Raw genomic sequence first — 19,493 nt, 5'->3', positions numbered from 1 at the left:
GAAAAGGATATGCAGAGTTTTATCCCTTTGCCTTGGTTTTTAACCCGAGGATTTGAAGATGTGTTTTTACAACCCTCCACTAAAGTAGAGGGTATTGGAAAAGGATGTGCAGAGCTTTATCCCTTTGCCTCTGGATTCATTCAGAGGAATTGTTTTGTTTAGTAAAAAGCTGTATTTTTTCTTTAAATAGAAAAATGAAGATTATGCCACATGTTAGGATCTACATTCATGCCGTTTGGACTACCAAATACCGCGAACCTTATTTACATTCCAATTTACTAAGAACTCGTGTTTGGAAACACATTAAGGAAAATGCATTAAATAAGGGTTTATGTGTCAATTTTGTTAATGGATATACGGATCATTGCCATTGTTTAATTGAATTGCAGGCTAATCAGAGTATCAGCAAGGTAATTCAGTTGATAAAAGGAGAGTCCTCTCATTGGATTAATGAAAATCGATTGTGTAAGGGATTTTTCGAATGGCAGAATGATTATTATGCAGTATCGGTTAGCAAATCGATGTTACCCATAGTAAGAGATTATATCAGAAATCAGGAAGCACACCATTCCAAAAAATCATTTGAAGAAGAAGAAAATGCATTGGTTGAGAAATAGGGTTTCGAAAAGGTAATGGGATGATATGCTTTAGAACCTTTCACTAAAGATTGAAAGATGTATTTAGATGTCCCCCTGTTAAAACAGGGGAGATTGTGAAATGGTTTGTGCGGAGTTTATCCTTTGTATTGGGTTTTAACCCGAGGATTTGAAGATGTGTTTTTCCAACCCTCCACTAAAGTAGAGGGTATTGGAAAAGGATGTGCAGAGTTTTATCCTTTTGCCTCTGGATTCATCCCGAGGATTTAATTCAGGCAAAAGCTTTTCTTTGTTACATTTTATGTTGTGAAACATTCTGTAAAGTCTGGAAAGAGTCGTTCTATCCTGAACCTGTTTTTATAACTTTAAGGCTCACACACAAAAAAACAACAAACACGATGAAAAAAAACAGTATTTTGATGCTTGCACTTTTGGTGAGCGGTTTTTTTATGAGTTGCAGTCAAAGTCATGATGAGGAAGAGGTACCCGAGTTGAAAAATCACATTGAGGTGGGCGAGAATTTTTACGAGGACATCCACATGATGCTGGCCTATGCCCCAGATCAAAGCGAGCAGGGAGTAACATCTTGCCCTTTGCGAATCTACTTGTACGAGGGCGATATTGCCTACAGCGACATTGAAGGATTGATAGAGAATGGCTTTGCCAACATTCGCCTCGATTTGCAGGTAAGTCAAAATGGAAAAATAGATGCCGGCACCTACACCTGGGATATGGAGGGGAGCACAGCCTTAAGCATTCGTGATGCCCAGCATCTGACCAATCAGGTAGGCACGCAAATTATTCCGAATACCGGAATTCAGAATACACTCTATCACAAATTTGAGGGGAATGGTATCCGCGAACCTGAGCTAAGCATCAAGATTCTGAACCAAAATCAATATGAATTCCACCTGAAAGCCACAGACATGACTGGCCACAAGGTATCGGCCTATTACAAAGGTGGGATCAGCAGAACAATGATTTATGGGAAATCCTCAAATGAATAAGAAACACGGATCACACAAAATATTTTTATTGTAGGGACACGCCATGGCGTGTCCTTTCATTATTTAAAGGCGTGTCCTTTTTTTATATAAAGGTATGTCCTTTTTGTTTGTTGTTTGTATAATCGGACATGCCATGGCATGTCCCTACGGTGTTTTATGTTTGAAATAATTTATGTAAATTTTGTATTCAAAATTTAATGGCATGAGAGCCCGTAAAAACATTCGATTAAGAAATTACGATTATCGTTCCCAAGGATGGTATTTTATTACCATATGTACCCAAAATCGAGAACATGATTTTGGAGATATTCGTGAAGGTAAAATGGAATTATCTCCCATTGGCAAGCAGGCAAATGTGTTTTTGGAGGAAATCCCAGAACATTTTACACAGGTTGAATTGGGCGAATTTGTAGTCATGCCCAACCACATTCACATTTTAATAGGTATCGGCGTAGGGACACGAGATATCGTGTCCGCTAATAATTTGAACAACATGTCCGGAAATAATATTGACATGCCCGATAATAAAGAACAAATCGAGCAATTCGGAGGATCATTGTCTGGCTCCATCTCGACAATCATAGGTCAATTTAAATCAACATTAAGCCGATGGTGCAATAAGAATGGCTATGCATGGTTTGCATGGCAATCGCGATTTCATGATCATGTGGTTCGCGATCAAAAGGATTACGATCGAATTCAGGAATACATCATCAACAACCCCACCAATTGGACCACCGATAAAATGTTTATCCCGTAGGGACACGCCATGGCGTGTCCTTTTTTATATAAAGGCGTGTCCTTTCATTATAATAGGCGTTTCCTTTTTGTTTGTTATTTGTATGAACGGACACGAGATCTCGTGTCCCTACGGTATGGCAATTTATTATTTAAACGCACATATCATTATGTGTCCCAAAGGAATTGGTTTATCTGAATTTATTCTAAATATAAACTGTATAAAACGATGAGATTATCTTTTTATCTGAAAAGGTTCTCTATCTATTGGATAATGGGGTATTCAGACATTATTATCTTTAATTGCGATTTAAAACACATCTAGATATCTAAACATAACGGGAGTCATACACACCTATATTTCATATATTTATTAGGATTATTGATAGCTAACTCAATAAATAAATCTATGAAACGTCCATGATAAAAGGAATGATCAAGCTACCACATGAATCAAAACCTTCATCATTGGAATGTTCCATCTGCTAAAAAGAAAACCTAAAAGAAACAGATGAACATGGCGAATAAAACCGACAAATCGAGAAGAAGATTCCTGCAAAAATTGGGCATTGCAGGAGCGAGTACCGTTGCCGGATCGGCCTTGCTGCTGCAAGGATGCTCCGATTCGAACAAAGCCAGCGGTAACAAAGTAAAAGTACTTACTGCCGACAATAAATTGGTAGAAGTAGATGTAGCCCATCTAAAACCTGGAGATAAGATTCAGGATTTATCCTACCTACAAAAAAGAGGTCGCGAAGGGATTCCGGGAAAGAAGTTTGTAATGGTGGTTGATTTGGCCAAGTGTAAGAATGCACGTAAGTGTATGAAAGCTTGCCAGAGTGCACATCAGCTAAAGCCAGAAATGCACCACATCAATGTGTTGGAAATGGAAGATCCGGTGAAGAAAACCTCCTACTGGATGCCTAAAACCTGTCAGCATTGCGATAACCCACCCTGTGTATCGGTTTGCCCGGTTGATGCAACCTTTAAGCGTCAGGATGGAATTGTACTCATCGATAACGAGCGTTGTATTGGTTGTAGATTCTGCGTGGCAGCATGTCCTTATTCGGCACGTACCTTTAACTGGACCGAACCTAAGAATTCCGATCAGTATGCAGAAGTAACCTACGATATGGAACTGAATGTTCCTCAGAAAAAAGGTACGGTTACCAAGTGTGCCTTCAGTGCCGACCGTTTGCGCGAAGGAAAACTGCCTTATTGTGTATCGGCATGTCCGAATGGGGTATACTACTTTGGCGATCAGAACGAAGATTTGGTGACCAATGGGACTACCAAGAAAACCGTGCGTTTGAGTCACTTGTTGGAAGAGAATGCTGCTTACACGCTAATGCCTGAATTGGGTACACAGCCTAGTGTTTACTACTTGCCTCCGAGAGAGGATAAAGGATAAGTTTGAGGTTGATGCACCCCTCTGTCCTATCGGACATCTCCCCTTAGAAGGGGAGAAAGAACAAATAAGCGTTGTGCTTATAAATAAGAATCTTTCCCTCTTAGGGAAAGTGCCGACAGGCGAAAGGGTGAAGGAAGAAACCATATACTATTGACTAATTACTAAAAATATGAACGAAACAATAACAAAAGGTCACCTGAGCGAGGAGCAAATTGATCGGGATCTTTTAAAAAATGTGAACTGGGGAGGCACTTTCAAGCTTTGGATGGGATTTCTTACGGTATCACTAATAATCTGCTTGTATTACTATTATCAACAATTGCGAAACGGTTTGGGTGTAACAGGTCTTCACGACTATGTATCGTGGGGCATCTACATTTCAAACTTCGTTTTCTTTGTAGCTACTTCTTTAATCGGGATGCTGGTATCCTCGGTATTAGGCATGATGAAAGTGGACTGGGTACGACCAGTGGCACGAATTGCTGAATTGGTAGCTGTTGCCTTTGCCATGGTAGCAGGTTTAATTATCATTACCGATATGGGACGCCCAGATCGTCTGTTGAATGTATTCATACACGGTAGGGTGCAATCGCCAATTGTTTGGGATATTGCTGTTGTGGTAACCTATGTAGCGATTAGTGCTTTACTCCTTTATATTCCCATGTTGCCTGATATTGCTTTGTGTCGCGATAAGCTAAACAATGTGCCCAAGTGGCAACAGAAAATGTACAAGAGCCTGTCTTTGGGATGGAACAATACAGCAAAACAATTCCGATTGATGAATCGTTACACACGCATGTTGCTGGTTCTGATTATCCCGATTGCATTATCCATTCACACCGTTACTTCCTGGTTGTTTGCCATGACATTGCGTTCGGGATGGGATTCGCCAATTTTTGGGCCATACTTTGTTTCGGGAGCATTCGTAGCAGGTTGTGCTGCGGTAATTATTGCCATGTACTTCTTCCGCAACAATTATAAACTTAAAAATTATATCACTGCCGACCATTTCGACAGAATGGGAAAACTATTGGTTCTGGTTGCTTTGGTGTATGTGTACTTCAATATCAATGAAATTATCGTTCCTGGTTATAAGGCCAACACAGCCGATGCAAAGCATGTTCACGAAATGCTTTATGGACACGATTCGGTAATGTTTTGGTTGGTTCAGTTGGGTGGTTTGGTGATTCCTTTCCTTCTGATTTTGTTCAAGCCAATGCGCAAGCCATTGCCGTTAACCCTTATCTCAGTTATTGTTTTGGCCGGAGCCTGGTTCAAGAGAGTATTGATTGTAGTTCCTACCCAATTGGCTCCTTACTATCCGATTCAGAATGTTCCTGAAGGCTGGACAGGCTATACACCAACCACACCTGAGATTGCGATTACCGTAGCATCATTCATTTTGGTATTGATGATTATCACCGTATTGGCAAAATTATTCCCTGTAGTTCCGATTTGGGAAGTAAAAGAGGACATGAACCACAAAAACAATTAATGCGATGAAGAACAATAAAGGATATCATATAATCATTCTGTTCTGCCTTTGCTTTTTGGCTGTGGCAAATGTGAATGCACAAAGCGATTGGCAAGTACCCGTGGAAGCCAACGAAAAACTAAGCCCTTTCCTTTTCGACGATGATATGGTTTTGGAAGGGAGAGTTGCCTACGAGAATTCTTGTACATCTTGTCATGGTACCCCAAGTCAGGATGATTTCACACCTATGTCGCCACCTCCGGGCGATCCAGCATCAGAGCCATTTCAAGCGCAAAGCGATGGATCGATGTTTTATAAAATTAAAACGGGACGTGGAACCATGCCAAAATTCGCCGATGCTTTCGCCGATGATGAATTGTGGAACATTGTAGCTTACATCCGTAGTTTTAATGAGAACTACAAGCAGGAATTGCCAAATATGGAAGGCATTGTCATTCCAGAATATGCCATGAAATTAAGCTTTGATGAGAACGTTGATAAATTGGTTGTAAAGGTATTCGCTGAAGAGCTGCCACAACCTGAAGTTAGCGTAAGCGCCTATGTAATGGGAACTTTTGGGAAGCATTTATTGGGCAAGGCTCAAACCAACGAATTGGGTATTGCTTATGTAGATGTTGATCCAACTCTGCCAGGTGATGAGGAAGGAAGAGTGAATGTAATGGTAAAAGCCACCAAAGGATTTGCTCGAGCAAAAGTGGAGGAGCACATGGTAATGGCTAAAGCTACAGAACGTCACTCTGCAATAGAAGGACGCCACATTTGGAGTACCGATAGAATGGCTCCAATCTGGCTGAAAATCACCTTCTTCGTTTCGGTATTCGGAGTTTGGTTTGCCCTGCTTTTTATTGTTTTTGGATTGAGGAATATCAAGAAGGCAAGAAAGGAAGCTTAACCAATTTTTGGTTTTTAACACCCTTCTCCCTGCAGGGATCTCCCCTGGAAGGGGAGAAAGAACAAATAAGCTCAGTGCTTTAAAATAAGAACCTTTCCCTTTTAGGGAACCGTAGCAAAGCGGAGTTCGTGAACATATTTAAATTAAAACACGAGTGAACAAAGTGCTGGTAGGCAAAGGGGTGCCGAAGAAGCTTTAGTAACAATTTTAAAAAATAAAAAAATCAAAATATATGAAACTTGCAAGGCGTGATTTTTTAAAGAGTTCGGCAGCCATCGCCGCAGCAACGGCAGTTGGAGTTGCTGTTCCGGAAACTCTGAAAGCAGAAGCTCGTGAGGCCGAAAGTGGCTGGACTTGGGACAAGGCTGTATGTCGATTCTGTGGAACTGGTTGTGGTATCATGATTGCCACCAAAGACGATAAAATACTTGCTGTAAAGGGTGATCCATTGGCTCCGGTAAACCGTGGATTGAACTGTATCAAAGGATATTTTAATGCCAAAATAATGTACGGTGCCGACCGTCTGAAAAAGCCTCTGCTTCGTGTCGACGAAAATGGCAATTTCAGTAAACAAGGAAAATTTAAGGCGATTAGCTGGGAACGTGCTTTCGACGAAATGGAGAAGCACATGAAATCGGCTATGAAAGAATTGGGACCAACGGGGATTGGAATCTTTAGTTCGGGTCAGTATACCATTATGGAAGGATACGCTGCTTCGAAATTGATGAAGGCTGGGTTCCGTTCTCACAACATCGATCCAAATGCCCGTCATTGTATGGCATCGGCGGTAGTAGGATTTATTCAGACTTTTGGTATCGATGAGCCGGCAGGAAACTACGATGACATGGAAATTACCGATACGGTAGTAACCTGGGGAGCCAATATGGCTGAAATGCACCCAATTCTTTGGTCGAGAATTACCGAAAACAAATTGAGCCATCCGGAAAGAACCAAGGTGGTAAACCTATCTACCTATACCAACCGTACTTCTGATTTGGCAGATATTGAAATCATCTTCAAGCCCAATACCGATTTGGCGATCTGGAACTACATAGCTCACGAGATTGTGTACAATCATCCCGAGTCTATCGATTGGGATTTTGTGAAGAAATATACTGTGTTTGCAACGGGTTTTGTGGATATCGGTTACGGAATGCGTACGCCTGATCATCCTAAGTTTACCGATAAGGAAAAAGAGACTGTGAAACATGAGGTGGCCAAGAAGTTGACTGCTGATGAGGGAAAGACTTTGGCTTACCTTGGCTACAAGGAAGGGGATGTGATGGAAATGAAGCATCGCAACAAGGCCGTAAATCACTGGATCATTCAATACGAGGAGTTTAAAAAAGCATTGAAGCCTTATGATTTGGATACGGTAGCCAAAATTGCAAAAGGAGATCCCGAAGAGTCAATTGAAGATTTCAAGAAAAAATTGAAGGCATTGGCCGACTTGTATATAGAGAATGGACGTAAGGTTTGTTCCTACTGGACCATGGGATTCAATCAGCACACCAGAGGTTCTTGGGTGAACGAGCAGGCATATATGGTACACCTATTATTAGGAAAGCAATCGAAGCCAGGTGATGGAGCCTTTAGTTTGACAGGACAGCCATCGGCATGTGGTACCGCTCGCGAGGTGGGAACATTTGCACACCGCTTGCCAGCGGATATGGTGGTTGCCAATGCCAAGCATCGTGAGATTTCGGAGAAATTGTGGAAAGTACCTGCGGGAACCATTAACCCTAAAGTGGGTAGTCACCTGATGAAAATCCACAGGGACATTGAGGATGGAAAGATCAAATTTGCATGGATAAATGTTTGTAATCCTTATCAAAATTCGGCCAATGCGAACCACTGGATTCGTGCAGCTCGCCAAATGGATAACTTCATTGTTTGTTCCGATGCCTACCCAGGAATTTCGGCTAAGGTTTCTGATTTGATTTTGCCTTCGGCGATGATTTACGAAAAGTGGGGAGCTTATGGTAATGCAGAACGTAGGACCCAGCACTGGAAACAGCAGGTAACTCCTGTTGGTGAAGCAATGCCTGATGTTTGGCAGTTTGTTGAGTTATCGAAGCGATTCAAGCTGAAAGAAGTTTGGGGAGCTCAGAAAGTTCCTGGATTGAAGAATGGTTTGCCAGATGTTTTGGAAGGAGCCAAGGCCATGGGTTACTCTCCTGAAGATACCTTATACGATGTGTTGTTTGCCAACCAGGATGCAAAGAAATATGCATGGCCTGATCCGATTGGAGAGGGTAAGATCAATACCGAAGCCGGAGGAGACAAGCGTAAGGTGAAGGGATCGGATGGAAAACCATTTGAAGGCTACGGATTCTTCATCCACAAATACATTTGGGAAGAGTATCGCAAGTTTGGTACGGGCAATGGGCACGATTTGGCTGACTTTGATACTTACCACCACTGTCGTGGATTAAAGTGGCCTGTTGTGGATGGCAAAGAAACGCTATGGCGCTTCAATTCGGAATATGATGTATATGCCAAGAAAGCAGATGTTGGACCATTTGCATTCTACGGAAAGGCATTGAAGAATATGCCACAAGGATCGATTGCAAAGCCTGATATGTCGAAGCCAAAAGTTGATTTGAAAAATAAAGCGAAGATCTTCTTCCGTCCATATATGGAAGCACCCGAGGTACCGGATAAGGAATATCCTTACTGGTTGTGCACCGGTCGTGTATTGGAACACTGGCATTCGGGAACCATGACCATGCGTGTACCTGAATTGTACCGTGCGGTGCCGGAAGCACTTTGTTACATCCATCCGAAAGATGCCGCTGAGCAAGGTTTTACAGAAGGCGATTTGGTTTGGGTTGAATCAAGACGAGGACGGATTAAGGCGCACATCGAAACTCGAGGAAGAAACCGTGTGCCAAGAGGTTTGGTATACTTACCATGGTTCGACGAGAAGGTGTTTGTAAATAAACTTTGTTTGGATGCCACTTGTCCGATGTCGAAAGAGACAGACTTTAAGAAGTGTACGGTGAAAATAAGCAAAGCGTAAAACTCATAATTCCTAATTCATCATTCTAAAAAAAATATGGTGTCAAGAAGAAAAGTAATTCAAAGAGTACTGGAAGGAGCTGTATTTGTTGGTGGTGGCGGTTTAATTTGGGGGAAGTCCATTAACGCAACTACCAAGGCAGACTATGTGCTTCGTCCTCCTGGTGCTTTAAAAGAAAAAGACTTTCTGAAAGCATGTATCAAGTGCGGACAATGTGTTGAAGCTTGTCCGTATGATACGCTGAGTCTTGCAGAGCCAGGTGATGGCATTGCAAATGGAACACCCTTTTTCGAACCAAGAACGATTCCTTGCTACTTGTGTACCGATATACCTTGTACTGATTCTTGTCCTTCGGGAGCTTTGGATTTAAAAAAACTGACCAAAGAAGAAGAGAAGCCAGATATAATGAATTCTAAAATGGGCTTGGCAGTGATTCATAAAGAATCTTGTTTGGCGTATTGGGGAATTCGTTGTGAGGCTTGTTATCGCGCTTGTCCGTTAATTGATAAAGCCATAACGCTGGATTATGAGGTAAATGAAAGAACTGGAAAACATGCCAAGCTACTTCCTGTAGTTCACTCTGATGTTTGTACTGGCTGTGGAGTATGTGAGCAGGCATGTGTTGCCGAGAAGGCTGCCATTTTTGTTCTGCCTTTGGATAAAGCAACTGGTAAAGTTGGCGACCATTACATCAAAAGCTGGGAAAAAGAAGATGAGAAACGAATCCATGAGAAAGTCGAAAAAGATGATAATGACAAGGATGTGAAATCGGCTATCGATTACTTGAATGATGATGATTTAATTGATGACTAAAGATAATTGGATGAAAACGATTAAATATACCATACTAAGACGAATCATTCAGCTGTCCTTTCTGTTGCTTTTTGCTGGAGGAAACTATTTTGGATGGGAAATCCTTCGAGGCAATTACAGTTCTGCCATCATTGCTGATTCTTTACATTTGAGCGATCCTTATGCTGTGCTGCAGATATTGGTGTCTGGATTTATTGCGTCTAGCTCAGTGTTGTTGGGGGCATTATTAATCTTTCTAATTTATGCATTGATTGGAGGAAGAATGTTCTGTTCATGGATTTGTCCGATGAATATTATAACCGATATTGCATTTCGCATGCGCAGAATATTTAAGATAGAAACGGAAGCGAAAGTTTCCATTTCTAGAAATCTGAGGTATTACATTTTGGCTTTAAGCCTAATCGTTTCTGCGGTATTTGGAATGGCTGCCTTCGAAATTATCAGTCCGATATCTATGCTTCACAGAGCCATTGTATTTGGTTCGGGAGCTGGATGGGCAATTGTTGCAGTGGTTTTCTTTGTCGATCTGTTTGTTTTAAAAGCAGGTTGGTGTGGACACATTTGTCCTTTGGGAGGATTCTATTCCCTTATAGGAAAGCAAGCTGTAATCAAGGTGAAGCACGACAAAGAAAAATGTACCCATTGCATGGATTGTTTCGATGTTTGTGTGGAAGAGCCTGTTTTGGATATTGTAGGCAAGGAAAGTGATTTTATACGCGGCGGAGCCTGTACCAATTGCGGCAGATGTATTGAGGTTTGTAATGATAATGCGATGAAATATTCGCTAAAATTCGATTTTAAAAAATAATGAAGAGATTAAATAAAATCTAAAAACATGAAATATCTATCCCTAGTTGCTTTGTTCTTTTTGGTAGCTTGTAATCAGCCTAAAGAGAAACAAATTGATGAAGATCAATTGGGTTTTATTGATGCAGATTTGCATTCGGATGAAACCAACTTTAAAATGAAGGCCAATTTTAATGAGGATAAACCAGAAGTAGGAAAAACCATCGAGCGTTCTTTCGAAAATGCTCCTCCTATGATTCCGCATACAACTGCTGGATTCTTCCCAATTAAAAGGGACAATAACATTTGTTTGAGTTGCCACATGCCCGACAAAGTTGAGGAATCGGGGGCTCGTGAAATCTCTAAAACCCACTTTCAAAGCTGGCGTCCACAGCTGGATGTAAAAGCTGGGGTATATTCAAATCCTAAGGAAGATAACCAAGTGTATGTAAAGGAGGTGAAGGATCTTAATATGGCGTACTTTAACTGTTCACAATGTCATGTTCCTCAGGCGGATGTAAGTATTGATATCGAAAACTTGTTCACCGCTGAATTTCGAGAAAAATTTGGTATTGAGGAATCCAATTTAAAGGATAAAGTTTCTGAAGGAGTAAACAATTAAAAATTAAACAGTAGAGACGCAAAGCCTTGCGTCTCAATATGATATAAAGATTAATAATATGAATATATCCAGTATCGTAATTCGTGTCCTTCCAGAGAATACCGAACATTTGGTAGGTCAACTTAAAGACAGTGATTTGTGTGATTATCACCTGCATGATGAGGGAAAGATAATTGTCACAATTGAAGGAGATGGAATTAGTGAGGAGATTGCCAAACTGAAGAAGATTCAGGCAATGAAAAATGTGCTTTCAGCTGATATGATGTATTCTTATTCCGAAGATGAGTTGAATCAGGAAAGAGACAAGATTGATAAATCTGATGGAATCAAACCCTGGTTGAATGACAACAGCAAAGATGCTGGTATTATTAACTATGGAGGAGATTTGAAAAAGAAGAATTTGTAAGGTGAAGACACGCTGCGGCGTGTCCCTACGGCAATAAATCACAAATCATACCCAATCTTATCCGAAGAAGAAATCACGAAAGTGCTGTTAAATCGAGTAATGTATTCGAACTTCGATAATTTTTCTTGTATAAAATACTGAAAGGCATTCATGTCCTTTACCATGATTTTTAGCATGGCATCAAAATTACCTGAGGTAATGTAAAATTCCATTACTTCGGGAAGTGCCAACACATCCTTGCTAAGCTGATCGACCACATCGCGTGTATGTCGTGTAATCGACACCGAAATGAACACTACCATATTTCTATCGATCTTTTCAGGATCGAGAACAGCTACATAGTTTTTGATAATTCCGCTTCGTTCCAGCTTTTTTACCCTTTCGTAAACGGGTGTATTACTCAGGTGCAGCTTTTCTGCTAACTCCTTAATTGTGATTCTACAATCTTGTTGAAGAAGTTCTAAAATTTTACGATCCGTTCTGTCTAGATTTTCCATAGGAGAAAAATTTTCTATTGATATGCTTGATTTAGGCTTCTGTAAAGATATAAATTCTTTAGAATTACATGTTACATAGAGTAGTTTTCTATATTTATTTAATATGCTAGTAAATCATTTGGTTGATGGGTATTTTTACAAGACAAAATTACGCCTGCGATCAATTAATAATTGGTAAAGACAAAAATAAGTCTTTAGAAGTTGATGTTGAATTTCTCTCCATTTTGAAGTGATTGAGACAGGTAGAGTGGCAATAATTGAATTGAAAAAACAAACACTAAATAGATAATGAAAGAAATCAGATGGCACGGACGAGGAGGTCAAGGAGGATTTACCGCTTCTCGTTTGTTAGGAATTGCTGCCAGTGTTCATGGCGGAAAGCATGCTTTGGCTTTCCCATCATTCGGACCAGAGCGTAGAGGAGCGCCTGTATTGGCATTCACTAAAATTGATGACACAAAAATTCATGATCGAAGCGAAGTTCAGGAGAGCGACTTTGTTGTGGTTATGGACGAAACGCTAATTGTTCCTGGATTCGAAAAAGGAATCAAAGAAAATGCATGTGTATTGATCAACACCAGAGATGTAGAACAATATCGCGAGCAATTGAAAGGATTCGATTTACGAGGAATTGATGCTACCACTCTTGCTATGGAGGTTTTGGGCAGACCAATTACCAACACTGCAATGTATGGTGCTTTGGCTGCTGCTTCAGGCTTGGTAAGCAAGGAAGCTGCAATTGCAAGTATTCATACCGAGATGAAGCCAAAGTTGGCTCAGCTGAATGAGAAGATCGTAGAGAGAGCTTTTGAACTAATTAGTCAATAGTCATTCGTCAATGGTTAGTGGAAAATTAGTGAAACGATTGACTAATGACCAGTTAACCAATGACCAAATAATTGAAAAGATGAGTCGTCCAAAACATACAGAATATAAAACTCCAACTCATATTGATGATTACCCAACCGGGCCACAATACGAAGCCGGATTTCTTCCGGAAAAGAATGCAGGTTGGAGAACCTTTAAGCCTGTAGTGAATCATGATGAATGTATTTACTGCTTGCGTTGCTACTTGCTTTGTCCTGATGGAACCATCATGAAAGACAATGGCAAAATCAAAATCGACATGGATTATTGCAAAGGCTGTGGGGTTTGTGCCCACGAATGTCCTAAGGATGCAATTGAAATGGTGAAAGAGTAAGCTAAACAGTTATCAGTTATCAGTTCCGATTGTCCGTTTAACAGATAACGGAAAACCGATAACCGACAACGAAAAAATCGAAAACAATGAAATCAAATAAAATATTCATATCCGGTGATGAGGCAGTAGCACAAGGCGTGAGACTTTCACGTCCACATGTGGTGGCTGCATATCCAATCACTCCGCAGACCATTACGGTTGAGCGTTTGTCCGAAATGGTAGAGGCAGGCGAGATGGATGCGGAATACATGCATGTAGAGTCTGAGCACTCTGCAATCTCAGCTACAATGGGTGCCAGTGCAGTTGGTGCCAGAACATTTACAGCATCTTCTTCTCAAGGTTTGTTGTATATGGCCGAAGGGCTTCACTACTGTAGTGGTGGTCGCTGGCCGGTGGTAATGATGAATGCCAATCGTTCCGTTGCTTTGCCATGGAGTATCTATGGTGATCAACGCGATTCACTTTCTCTTTTGGATTCAGGTTGGATTCAAGTATATGTGGAAGATGCACAGGAAGCATTGGATTTGATCATTCAGGCATACAAAATTGCTGAGCACAAAGATGTACTAACGCCAATGATGGTGAACCTTGACGGATTTATTCTGACTCACACTTACGAGTTGGTTGATATTCCAGATCAGGATATGGTAGATCAGTTCTTGCCTCCATTCCAAACGCCAAACAAGATGTCATTCGAGAATCCTAAGAACCTTGGATTTAGTTCTCGTCCTGATGACAATACCGAGTTCAAATATCAGCAGAACGAAGCCATGTTCAATGCCATTGATGTTATTCGTAAAACCGATGAGGATTTTGCTGAAATGTTCGGCAGAAAATATCATGGAATGGTAGAGGAATACATGTGCGAAGATGCTGATGTGGTATTGGTAGCATTGGGAAGTGTTTGCGGAACTGTGAGAGTGGTTGTTGACAAGCTTCGCGCTGAAGGTAAAAAAGTTGGATTGTTGAAGATCCGTTACATGCGTCCTTTCCCGGTTGAGGAAGTGAAAGATTTGGCCAGGAGAGTAAAAGCAATGGGTGTTATCGATAAGGATATCTCATTCGGATACGAAGGAACAGTTTACACCAATCTGAACTCAGCCATTTCTCAGATCGACAAATATGTGTACAAAAGCAACTTTGTTGGCGGTTTAGGTGGTCGCGATATCACCAAGGCAGAAATTGAAGACATGTACAACAAATTGTATGCAGGATTGGAGAACAAGAGTGAAGAGACAGTAGAATTTTTCAGCTTAAATGTAGAAGGCAATGACTAAAGTATTAGATATCCCAAAAGTGAATGCGAAAAACATGACCGAGAAGGAGTTTTTCTATGGTCATAAGGCTTGTGCCGGATGTGGCGGTAGTATTGCTGTACGTTTGGCATTAAAAGTATTGGGCGAGCGTACCTATTCTGCTCTTCCAGCTGGTTGTATGTCGGCAGTAGGATTTATTTATCCACAAATGGCATTCAATTCAAATGCAATTATTACAACTTTCCCTGGTTCGGCAAGTATGGCTGCAGGTATTGCTGCAGGTGCCAAAGCTTTGGGACAAAAAGATTTCAAAACGGTAGTATTCGCCGGTGATGGTGGTACTGCTGATATCGGATTCCAGGCATTATCAGGAATGATCGATCGTAACGATGATGTATTGTACATCTGCTACGACAACGAAGCCTATATGAATACCGGAATTCAGAAGAGTGGTTTGACTCCTTACGGAACCAAAACTACGACTACTCCTGCTGGTCAGAATATCCCGGGAACGATAACTCACAAGAAGAACTTGTTTGAGATTATTGCTGCTCATGATATTGCTTATGCTGCTACTGCAAGTATTGGTTATCCTCAGGATTTTATCAATAAGGTAAACAAAGCGAAGCATGTTAAAGGTGCAACATTTATTCATGTTTATGCATCATGTCCAACAGGATGGGGAACTCCAACCGAAACATCGGTAGAGATTGCCAAAGATGCTGTAGATGCAGGATTAATTTTCCTTGCAGAATATGAGGATGGAGAATACAAATTGAACAGAAATCCTAAGGAATTCAAATCGGTTGAAGAGTACCTGAAAAAGCAGGGACGTTTCAAGCACATGAGTGATGCGGATATCCAATGCGTAATTGAAAACCGCGACAAAAAGTGGGAACGCATGCGCAAAAATTGGCTGTAAATCAATTGATAATTATCAATTAGTAATGAATAATTGCACCCCTCTGGCTGTAGCCTCCCGAAAGCATTCGGGATCACCTAGGAGGGGAGAAATCCTAAAATGAATGTAGAACTTCAATTTTAAGTCTTCTCCTTTTAGGGGAAGTGCCGATAGGCGAAGGGGTGCAAGAATCCAAAATAAACAAAACAACAAACAATACAGATGCAAGGCATTGCGTCTCAACAAAACAAAAACCAAACACAATGATCAGCGATTTAAAAGGAACATTTTCCAACATAAGCAACAACATCAAAAGATCTGCTATTCGTGAGATCCTTAAATTGACCCAAAACCCTGAAGTAATTTCTTTTGCAGGAGGATTGCCGGCACCAGAATCTTTCCCTGTTGACAATTTGGATGAGATTATCTCAACCATGTTGAAAGAAGAAGGAGCAGAGGTATTACAGTACGACGCAACGGAAGGGGTTACGGAGTTAAGAGAGCTTCTTTTGAAGAGATATCAGAATGAAGGTGTTCAGTGCGAATTGGACAACATGATCGTAACAACTGGATCGCAGCAAGGTTTGGATTTGGTTGGAAAAGTTTTTGTGAATCAAGGAGACGTTGTGATCTGTGGATTACCTTCTTATCTTGGTGGGATTAGTGCTTTCCAAGCTTATGGCGCTAAAATGGAAGGAGTGCCAATGGATGAGAATGGTATGAGCGCTGAGCTTTTGGAAGCCAAGTTGATAGCATTGGCGGAGCAAGGCATCAAACCTAAATTCATCTATATCATTCCTGATTTCCAAAATCCAACAGGAATCACCATGCCTGAATCTCGTCGTTTGGAGATTATCGCATTGGCACACAAATACGATGTTTTGATTGTTGAGGATTGTCCTTATAGAGAGGTGAGATTCGAAGGAGAACCACAACGCATGATGTATGATTTGGACAATGATGATCATGTACTGACACTGGGAACTTTCTCGAAGACATTTGCACCAGGCTTGCGTATTGGTTGGATTTTAGGTCCGAAAGAAGTAAATGACAAGATTGTGATTGCCAAGCAATCGTCTGACTTGTGTACACCAACTTTCGTTCAGAAAATGGCGATTCGTTACATGAAATCAGAGCATTTTGAATCAAATCTTAAAAAGACCATCGATTTGTATCACCAGCGTAGAGATGTAATGTTGGCAGAGATGGAAAAATGCATGCCTGAAGGTGTGAATTGGACGCATCCGGAAGGAGGAATGTTCCTTTTCATTACTTTACCTGAGCATATGGATGCCTTGGAATTGTTCCACAAAGCAATTGAAAAGAAAGTAGCATTCGTAACAGGTAATGTTTTCTATTGCGATGGAGGTGGAACCAATACCATGCGTTTGAATTTCTCATACGTGAACAACGAAAAAGCGATTGCAGGTATTCAGCGTTTGGCTCAAATCATCGAGGCAGAAATGAAAGTTTGCAATGAAGAATTAGTAAAGAACAATTAATAAATAGAATAGTTGAGATAATATTTCAATTGCCTCGGGTTTTAACCCGAGGATGATATTAATTATTGGGAGTATTTACATGATTCAGATTGTGTATCTGCTCCCTTTTCTTTTTTTTATTAATTTTCCATGAATTTTGAGATTACAAACCTATGAAGACCTATTCAACAGCTTGTCCGAGAAATTGCTACAGCACCTGTAGTATTAAAGTTCGTGTAGAGAAAGATAAAGTGATTGGAATTGACCCACATCCTGAAAATCGTGCTACACCAGAAGGACCATGTATTAAAGGTTTGGCTTATGTGGAACGTGCCAATTCGAAAGAGAGAATTTTGTATCCGCAAAAGCGAATAGCCGAAGGAAAATACGAACGAATTTCCTGGGATGAGGCATTGAATACCATTGTTGAACAGTTGAAGAACTGCAAGGAAACTTTTGGTCCGCATTCAATCCTTTATTTTGCGGCTAGTGGCATGTCTGGTTTGTTGAATGGAGTAGGAGCAAACTTTTGGAAACTGTTTGGAGGCGCAACAACTACTTATGGAAATCTTTGTTGGCCTGCAGGATTGGAAGCTACTCGACTGACCTTAGGTGCCAACAAACACAATGCACCCTGGGATTTGGAGAATGCCAAACTGATTTTGTTGTGGGGAAAGAATCCTGCTGAAACCAATATTCAGGAGATGATTCCTGTTGAGAAGGCACAGGAAAAAGCTGCGAAATTGATTGTGGTTGATCCTCGCAGAACACCTTCCAGCGAGCGTGCGAATTCACTCTTCCAAATCAAATCGGGAACCGATGCAGCCTTGGCTTTAGGCGTTGCAAGAGAATTGATTCAGAATGATTGGATTGATTATGAATTTATAGAGAATTACGTACTTGGCTTTGAGCAATTCAAAGAGCGAGTTGATGAATATACATTGGAAAAAGTCTCTGATATCTGTCGCGTACCAGAGGAAGCCATTCAGGATTTGGCAAAAGAAATTGGAACAACAGATGCCATGACATTGATTCCTGGATACGGCATGCAGCGATATGAAAACGGTGGTCAAACCACTCGCTGTATATTAGCATTGTCGGTAATTACTGGAAATATTGGGAAGCCCGGTGCTTGTTTCCATTATGCAAATCTTCAGAGCTATGTGTTCGATGATTTAAAAGAGCCGGAATCATACTTTCCAGGATGCGAGCATCCAAGTTTCAGGAGGAAGATATCTGTAGCCAAATTGGGTGAGGATTTATTGAATATCAAAGATCCTGAAGTGAAGTTCATTTGGGTAGAAAGGGGAAATCCCTTATCTCAAAATCCCGATACCAATAAAATCCGTAAGGCATTCCGAAAGGCTGACTTTAGAGTGGTTGTGGATCAGTTCATGACGGATACGACATTGGAAGCTGATATCATTCTGCCAGCAAAAAACATGTTCGAGCAATCTGATATCATTGGCTCTTATTGGAATCCGTATGTGCAATTGCGACAGAAAGTAATGGAACCGGCAGGCGAGGTAAAACCTGAAACGGAAATCTATTATCTGTTGGCAAAGCAATTGGGATTTACCGATGAGGAGATCAAAGGAAATATTCCAGAACCTACTGATGAGGCAATTGAAGAATATCTGAACGGATTCCTGAAAGATTTTCCTGAATTAAGTCTGGAACAATTGAAGAAAGGCCCGCAATTGGCAAACTCTTTTGAGGAAATACCATTTTCAGATTATCAGTTCCCAACACCTTCCGGCAAGATTGAGCTGTATAGCGAGAAAGCCAAGAAAATGTGGGGAGTGGATGAACTGCCCGATTACGCTCCTTTGCCTGAGCAAAGTGAATTTGAGTTTCAGTTGATATCACCAAACTCAAAGAATCGAATTCATTCACAGTTTGGCAATTTAAATGTGATCAAGCAATTTGAACCCGAAGCCTATCTTTTTGTTCATCCATTGGATGCTGAAGAGAAACAGATGAAGAATGGTGAAAAGGTTGAAATTTATAATCATCAGGGAAAAGCAGAAGTGAAACTGCAATATGATTTGGGTTTGCGTAGAGGAAATGTAGTGCTGACCAATGGTCATCAATCTCACTTGGGTGCTGCACCAAACCTGTTTACCAAAGGATGCGAAACTGATATGGGACATGGTACCGCTTTTCACAATACGTGGGTAGATTTGAAGAAAATTAACAATGAGTAATTATCAATTGATATTTGAAGTGACTTAAAGTGAGAAGTGCCTAAAATACTTGCAGTGCCTTGAGTACTTAAAGTTGAAAATAAAAATATTCTGAATGTAAGACAAATTAGTACTGTGCCATAAATACTTTAAGTACTTTAGGCACTCAAAGTACTCCAAGTA

Annotated in this window: 18 protein-coding genes; 17 read left to right on the top strand and 1 reads right to left on the bottom strand. The window is 40.8% G+C overall.

From position 1 onward, the window contains the following. The first annotated feature begins 194 nt into the window (after positions 1-194). The 11 genes from tnpA (at position 195) to M0051_RS14620 (ending at position 11,788) form a co-directional block, all read left to right on the top strand. On the top strand, positions 195-617 hold the full coding sequence (gene tnpA / locus M0051_RS14670) for an IS200/IS605 family transposase (protein ID WP_306742251.1): 423 nt from the start codon (positions 195-197) through the stop codon (positions 615-617). A gap of 428 nt (positions 618-1,045) precedes the next feature. After that, positions 1,046-1,603, top strand: a complete 558-nt coding sequence (locus tag M0051_RS14665; RefSeq protein WP_306742250.1) for a hypothetical protein — start codon at positions 1,046-1,048, stop codon at positions 1,601-1,603. Positions 1,604-1,805: 202 nt separating this feature from the next. Beyond that, on the top strand, positions 1,806-2,363 hold the full coding sequence (locus M0051_RS14660) for a transposase (RefSeq protein ID WP_306742249.1): 558 nt from the start codon (positions 1,806-1,808) through the stop codon (positions 2,361-2,363). 495 nt (positions 2,364-2,858) lie between these two features. Next, a complete protein-coding gene (locus M0051_RS14655; protein ID WP_306742248.1) occupies positions 2,859-3,752 on the top strand; it encodes a 4Fe-4S dicluster domain-containing protein in 894 nt (297 codons plus the stop codon). Between the two features lie 169 nt (positions 3,753-3,921). Next, a complete protein-coding gene (gene nrfD, locus M0051_RS14650) occupies positions 3,922-5,247 on the top strand; it encodes an NrfD/PsrC family molybdoenzyme membrane anchor subunit (RefSeq protein WP_306742247.1) in 1,326 nt (441 codons plus the stop codon). A gap of 4 nt (positions 5,248-5,251) precedes the next feature. Next, positions 5,252-6,139 (top strand): cytochrome c, encoded by an 888-nt coding sequence (locus M0051_RS14645; protein ID WP_306742246.1) that lies wholly within the window; start codon positions 5,252-5,254, stop codon positions 6,137-6,139. Between the two features lie 232 nt (positions 6,140-6,371). Further along, positions 6,372-9,161 (top strand): nitrate reductase catalytic subunit NapA, encoded by a 2,790-nt coding sequence (gene napA / locus M0051_RS14640; protein ID WP_306742245.1) that lies wholly within the window; start codon positions 6,372-6,374, stop codon positions 9,159-9,161. A gap of 15 nt (positions 9,162-9,176) precedes the next feature. Next, positions 9,177-9,974 (top strand): ferredoxin-type protein NapG, encoded by a 798-nt coding sequence (gene napG / locus M0051_RS14635; protein WP_306742253.1) that lies wholly within the window; start codon positions 9,177-9,179, stop codon positions 9,972-9,974. A gap of 10 nt (positions 9,975-9,984) precedes the next feature. After that, entirely contained in the window at positions 9,985-10,782 is a 798-nt protein-coding gene (gene napH / locus M0051_RS14630) for a quinol dehydrogenase ferredoxin subunit NapH (RefSeq protein ID WP_306742244.1), read from the top strand. A 27-nt stretch (positions 10,783-10,809) separates the two neighbouring features. Further along, positions 10,810-11,382, top strand: coding sequence for a nitrate reductase cytochrome c-type subunit (locus M0051_RS14625; RefSeq protein WP_306742243.1), 573 nt, complete (start codon positions 10,810-10,812; stop codon positions 11,380-11,382). Positions 11,383-11,440: 58 nt separating this feature from the next. After that, the gene (locus tag M0051_RS14620) at positions 11,441-11,788 is read left to right on the top strand and encodes a chaperone NapD (RefSeq protein ID WP_306742242.1); all 348 of its coding nucleotides are present in this window, start codon (positions 11,441-11,443) and stop codon (positions 11,786-11,788) included. Between the two features lie 38 nt (positions 11,789-11,826). Here the strand turns inward: M0051_RS14620 and M0051_RS14615 are convergent, their stop codons facing one another. Then, positions 11,827-12,285 carry an Lrp/AsnC family transcriptional regulator gene (locus tag M0051_RS14615; RefSeq protein ID WP_306742241.1) on the bottom strand — a complete coding sequence of 153 codons (459 nt, stop codon included), beginning with the start codon at positions 12,283-12,285 and terminating at the stop codon, positions 11,827-11,829. A gap of 288 nt (positions 12,286-12,573) precedes the next feature. On the opposite strand from M0051_RS14615, the gene M0051_RS14610 reads away from it, so the two are divergent. From M0051_RS14610 to M0051_RS14585, 6 genes are all read left to right on the top strand, one after another. Beyond that, positions 12,574-13,113: a 2-oxoacid:acceptor oxidoreductase family protein gene (locus M0051_RS14610; RefSeq protein ID WP_110361208.1), complete on the top strand. Its 540-nt coding sequence runs from the start codon at positions 12,574-12,576 to the stop codon at positions 13,111-13,113. A gap of 79 nt (positions 13,114-13,192) precedes the next feature. Next, on the top strand, positions 13,193-13,486 hold the full coding sequence (locus M0051_RS14605) for a 4Fe-4S binding protein (protein WP_268188274.1): 294 nt from the start codon (positions 13,193-13,195) through the stop codon (positions 13,484-13,486). Between the two features lie 86 nt (positions 13,487-13,572). Then, positions 13,573-14,763, top strand: a complete 1,191-nt coding sequence (locus M0051_RS14600; protein ID WP_306742240.1) for a transketolase C-terminal domain-containing protein — start codon at positions 13,573-13,575, stop codon at positions 14,761-14,763. Next, positions 14,756-15,664, top strand: coding sequence for a thiamine pyrophosphate-dependent enzyme (locus M0051_RS14595; RefSeq protein ID WP_306742239.1), 909 nt, complete (start codon positions 14,756-14,758; stop codon positions 15,662-15,664). Before M0051_RS14600 ends, M0051_RS14595 begins: the two co-directional genes overlap by 8 nt. Positions 15,665-15,906: 242 nt before the next feature. Further along, positions 15,907-17,145, top strand: coding sequence for a PLP-dependent aminotransferase family protein (locus M0051_RS14590; RefSeq protein WP_306742238.1), 1,239 nt, complete (start codon positions 15,907-15,909; stop codon positions 17,143-17,145). Positions 17,146-17,297: 152 nt separating this feature from the next. Then, on the top strand, positions 17,298-19,331 hold the full coding sequence (locus tag M0051_RS14585; protein WP_306742237.1) for a molybdopterin-dependent oxidoreductase: 2,034 nt from the start codon (positions 17,298-17,300) through the stop codon (positions 19,329-19,331). Positions 19,332-19,493 lie beyond the last annotated feature (162 nt).

This window comes from Marinifilum sp. D714, assembly GCF_030851345.1.
GTDB lineage: Bacteria > Bacteroidota > Bacteroidia > Bacteroidales > Marinifilaceae > Marinifilum.
Note: the sequence above shows the minus strand (reverse complement) of the source record. Positions and strands in the feature narration are given on the sequence as shown.

Excerpts from the sequence above, each read along its gene's own strand:
- napH (WP_306742244.1), top strand. The coding sequence starts at position 9,985 with ATGAAAACGATTAAATATACCATACTAAGACGAATCATTCAGCTGTCC.
- M0051_RS14665 (WP_306742250.1), top strand. The coding sequence starts at position 1,046 with ATGAGTTGCAGTCAAAGTCATGATGAGGAAGAGGTACCCGAGTTGAAA.
- tnpA (WP_306742251.1), top strand. The coding sequence starts at position 195 with ATGAAGATTATGCCACATGTTAGGATCTACATTCATGCCGTTTGGACT.
- M0051_RS14605 (WP_268188274.1), top strand. The coding sequence starts at position 13,193 with ATGAGTCGTCCAAAACATACAGAATATAAAACTCCAACTCATATTGAT.
- M0051_RS14645 (WP_306742246.1), top strand. The coding sequence starts at position 5,252 with ATGAAGAACAATAAAGGATATCATATAATCATTCTGTTCTGCCTTTGC.
- M0051_RS14615 (WP_306742241.1), bottom strand. The coding sequence starts at position 12,285 with ATGGAAAATCTAGACAGAACGGATCGTAAAATTTTAGAACTTCTTCAA.
- M0051_RS14625 (WP_306742243.1), top strand. The coding sequence starts at position 10,810 with ATGAAATATCTATCCCTAGTTGCTTTGTTCTTTTTGGTAGCTTGTAAT.
- M0051_RS14655 (WP_306742248.1), top strand. The coding sequence starts at position 2,859 with ATGGCGAATAAAACCGACAAATCGAGAAGAAGATTCCTGCAAAAATTG.
- M0051_RS14610 (WP_110361208.1), top strand. The coding sequence starts at position 12,574 with ATGAAAGAAATCAGATGGCACGGACGAGGAGGTCAAGGAGGATTTACC.
- M0051_RS14620 (WP_306742242.1), top strand. The coding sequence starts at position 11,441 with ATGAATATATCCAGTATCGTAATTCGTGTCCTTCCAGAGAATACCGAA.
- M0051_RS14585 (WP_306742237.1), top strand. The coding sequence starts at position 17,298 with ATGAAGACCTATTCAACAGCTTGTCCGAGAAATTGCTACAGCACCTGT.
- M0051_RS14600 (WP_306742240.1), top strand. The coding sequence starts at position 13,573 with ATGAAATCAAATAAAATATTCATATCCGGTGATGAGGCAGTAGCACAA.
- nrfD (WP_306742247.1), top strand. The coding sequence starts at position 3,922 with ATGAACGAAACAATAACAAAAGGTCACCTGAGCGAGGAGCAAATTGAT.
- M0051_RS14590 (WP_306742238.1), top strand. The coding sequence starts at position 15,907 with ATGATCAGCGATTTAAAAGGAACATTTTCCAACATAAGCAACAACATC.
- M0051_RS14595 (WP_306742239.1), top strand. The coding sequence starts at position 14,756 with ATGACTAAAGTATTAGATATCCCAAAAGTGAATGCGAAAAACATGACC.
- M0051_RS14660 (WP_306742249.1), top strand. The coding sequence starts at position 1,806 with ATGAGAGCCCGTAAAAACATTCGATTAAGAAATTACGATTATCGTTCC.
- napA (WP_306742245.1), top strand. The coding sequence starts at position 6,372 with ATGAAACTTGCAAGGCGTGATTTTTTAAAGAGTTCGGCAGCCATCGCC.